This window comes from Sulfuricaulis sp. (genome assembly GCF_041499725.1).
Lineage (GTDB): Bacteria > Pseudomonadota > Gammaproteobacteria > Acidiferrobacterales > Sulfurifustaceae > Sulfuricaulis.
Genome location: NZ_JBGQKW010000145.1, coordinates 1 through 3069, shown reverse-complemented (window position 1 = coordinate 3069; position 3069 = coordinate 1). Strand labels below are relative to the sequence as shown.

Annotated in this window: 3 protein-coding genes and 1 pseudogene; all 4 read left to right on the top strand. The window is 59.3% G+C overall.

Annotated elements, in window-relative coordinates:
- Window positions 1–250 (top strand): annotated as a pseudogene (locus ACC569_RS14330) (imidazoleglycerol-phosphate dehydratase); the annotation flags it as partial.
- 165 nt (window positions 251–415) lie between these two features.
- Window positions 416–1066 carry an imidazole glycerol phosphate synthase subunit HisH gene (gene hisH / locus ACC569_RS14325; protein ID WP_372524204.1) on the top strand — a complete coding sequence of 217 codons (651 nt, stop codon included), beginning with the start codon at window positions 416–418 and terminating at the stop codon, window positions 1064–1066.
- Between the two features lie 132 nt (window positions 1067–1198).
- Window positions 1199–1936: a 1-(5-phosphoribosyl)-5-[(5-phosphoribosylamino)methylideneamino]imidazole-4-carboxamide isomerase gene (hisA, locus tag ACC569_RS14320; protein WP_372524205.1), complete on the top strand. Its 738-nt coding sequence runs from the start codon at window positions 1199–1201 to the stop codon at window positions 1934–1936.
- Window positions 1937–2016: 80 nt separating this feature from the next.
- The gene (gene hisF / locus ACC569_RS14315) at window positions 2017–2778 is read left to right on the top strand and encodes an imidazole glycerol phosphate synthase subunit HisF (RefSeq protein WP_372524203.1); all 762 of its coding nucleotides are present in this window, start codon (window positions 2017–2019) and stop codon (window positions 2776–2778) included.
- Window positions 2779–3069: the final 291 nt, after the last annotated feature.

Here is a 3069-nt window from a genome sequence, read left to right as displayed (position 1 = left end):
CGGCCTGGAATATCACGTGGATTTCCCGCGCTCGCGCGTGGGCGAATTCGACGTGGATCTGGTGCACGAATTTTTCCAGGGATTCTGCAATCATGCCCTGGTGACGATGCACGTGGACTGTCTGCGCGGCAAGAACGCGCACCACAACGCCGAGACGATCTTCAAGGCCTTCGGACGCGCTCTGCGCATGGCGCTGGAGATCGACGCACGCGCGGCGGGTACGATCCCGTCAACGAAAGGGAGTTTATAGTTTTAAACCGCCAAGAACGCCAAGGACGCCAGGAAATTCTATGTTGCGGCCCAGGGTGCAACAGAAATCGTTGCACCCGTTCGGCGGTGCGAATGTTCACTGAACATTCGCAAGGACTCCGCCTCACCCTTGGCGGTTCACAATCGTTGATTTATATATTTAAGTATGAATACGGTCGCGGTGATTGATTACGGGATGGGAAATCTGCGCTCGGTGTGCAAGGCGATCGAGCATGTCGCGCCCGGCACACGCGTACAACTTACGGCCGCGGCGGCGGACATCCATCGTGCCGACCGCGTCGTGTTTCCCGGCCAAGGCGCCATTGGCGGTTGCATGGCGGCGCTGGAGACCGGCATGCTGCGCGAATCGCTTCTCGAGGCGATGAAAACCAAACCCTTTCTCGGCATCTGTCTCGGTCTTCAGGCCCTGTATGATTTCAGCGAAGAGGGCGGCGGCACGCCGTGCCTGAGCCTGCTGGCGGGGGCGGTGAAGCGTTTTCCGCCTTCGATGATGGTGGACACGGCCGGCGGTCTGCCGCTGAAGGTGCCGCACATGGGCTGGAATCAGGTGCGCCAGACTGTCGCGCACCCGTTGTGGAACGGTATCCCGCAGGATTCGCGGTTTTATTTCGTGCACAGTTACTATGCCGATTCGGCCGATGCCCATGATATCGCCGGCGAGACGGAGTATGCGCTGCGGTTTACCTCGGCCGCGGCACGTGAGAATATTTTCGCCGTCCAGTTCCACCCGGAAAAAAGCCAGCGCGCCGGCTTGCGCCTGCTGGAGAATTTCGTGTCCTGGGACGGAAACAGCTAATATAATATTTCTGAAACGCTGATAAACGCAGATTCACGCAGATGAAGAGAAGCAGGGCGTTAGTGAGTTTTAAAAATCAGCGTTTATCTGTGTTCATCCGCGGTTACTGACTTATTATCAATCATGTCCTCTCTGCTGGTAATTCCCGCGATTGATATCAAAGACGGCAAGTGTGTGCGTCTGCGCCAGGGGCGCATGAACGAAGAGACGATCTTTTCCGACGACCCCGTGGCCATGGCCAGGCGCTGGGTGGATGTCGGCGCGCGCCGCCTGCACATCGTGGATCTCAACGGGGCGCATGCCGGCAAGCCGGTGAATGCGGCCGCCATCCAGGCGATCCGATCCGCCTTTCCGGACATGCCGATGCAGGTGGGCGGCGGTATACGTGACGAGGATACCATCCAGGCCTATATCGACATGGGCGTGCGTTATGTCATTCTCGGCACCAAGGCGGTGAATGCCCCGCATTTCGTGAGCGACGCGTGCACGGAATTCCCCGGGCACATCATCGTCGGACTCGACGCCAAAGACGGCAAGGTGGCGATCGACGGCTGGTCCAAGCTCTCCGGGCACGACGTCATCGATCTGGCGAAGAAATATCAGGACGACGGCGTCGAAGCGATCATCTACACCGACATCGGCCGCGACGGCATGATGACCGGTGTCAATATCGAGGCGACGGTCAAGCTCGCGAACGCGATTTCGATTCCGGTTATCGCCTCCGGCGGTATCACCAACATCGACGACATCCGCCGGCTTTGCGAGGCGGGTGACGCCGGCATCGTCGGGGCCATCACCGGCCGCGCGATTTACGAGGGCACGCTCGACTTCGCCGCCGCCCAGAAACTCGCGGATGAAATGAGAAAATAATTTTAAACCGCTAAGGACGCCAGGAAAGCGAAAGAATTTTACTTGGAATCTCTTGGCGTCCTTGACGGTTCAAATCATATATGGGCCTTGCGAAACGAATAATCCCCTGTCTCGACGTGGACAACGGCCGCGTCGTCAAAGGCGTGCGTTTCGTGGAAATCCGCGATGCGGGCGATCCCGTCGAGATCGCGCGCCGGTATGACGAGCAGGGCGCCGATGAAGTAATCTTTCTCGACATCACCGCCAGTTCCGACAACCGCGAGACCATGGTTCACGTGGTCGAGGCGATGGCTGCGCAGGTGTTCATCCCGCTGACCGTTGGCGGCGGGATTCGCAAAGTCGAAGACGTGCGCCGCATGCTCAACGCCGGCGCCGACAAGGTCGCGATCAACACCGCCGCGGTGTCGCGCCCCGAATTCGTGAAGGAGGCCTCGGATCATTTCGGCTCGCAGTGTATCGTGGTGGCGATCGACGCCAAGCAGGTCGGGCCGGGCAAGTGGGAAGTATTCACTCACGGCGGCCGCAAGGCGACCGGATTGGATGCCGTGGCGTGGGCCAGGAAGATGACGGAATACGGTGCGGGGGAAATCCTGTTGACGAGCATGGACCGCGATGGCACGAAGAACGGTTTTGATCTCAATCTCACGCGCGCGGTGTGCGACGCCGTCAGTATTCCGGTGATCGCTTCCGGCGGGGTCGGCAATCTCGATCATCTCGTGGATGGCGTTCGCCTGGGCCACGCCGATGCCGTACTCGCGGCCAGCATTTTTCACTTCGGCGAATACACCGTCGGCCAAGCCAAGCAGCGCATGGCCGCGGCTGGGATTGAAGTAAGATTCTGAACCGCCACAATTTCGCCAGGAGCGAAATTGTGGCGCGCTTTAGCGCGCCCCGCAGGGGTGCGCGCCACGGATGGCGCGCATCAAGGACGCCAAGAACGCCAAGGGATTAGAGGGCGGGAAGTCCGCAGTTTGTGTACAGTGACTTAATCCGAGCAGCGAGGCGCTAATTCCTGTTATTATTTCTGAACTTTACTTGGCGTTCTTGGCGGTTTAAAACATGAATGACTCCTGGCTCGATGCGGTGAAATGGAACAGCGACGGGCTGGTGCCCGCGATCGCGCAGGAGGCCGG

Excerpts from the sequence above, each read along its gene's own strand:
- hisH (WP_372524204.1), top strand. The coding sequence starts at position 416 with ATGAATACGGTCGCGGTGATTGATTACGGGATGGGAAATCTGCGCTCG.
- hisF (WP_372524203.1), top strand. The coding sequence starts at position 2,017 with ATGGGCCTTGCGAAACGAATAATCCCCTGTCTCGACGTGGACAACGGC.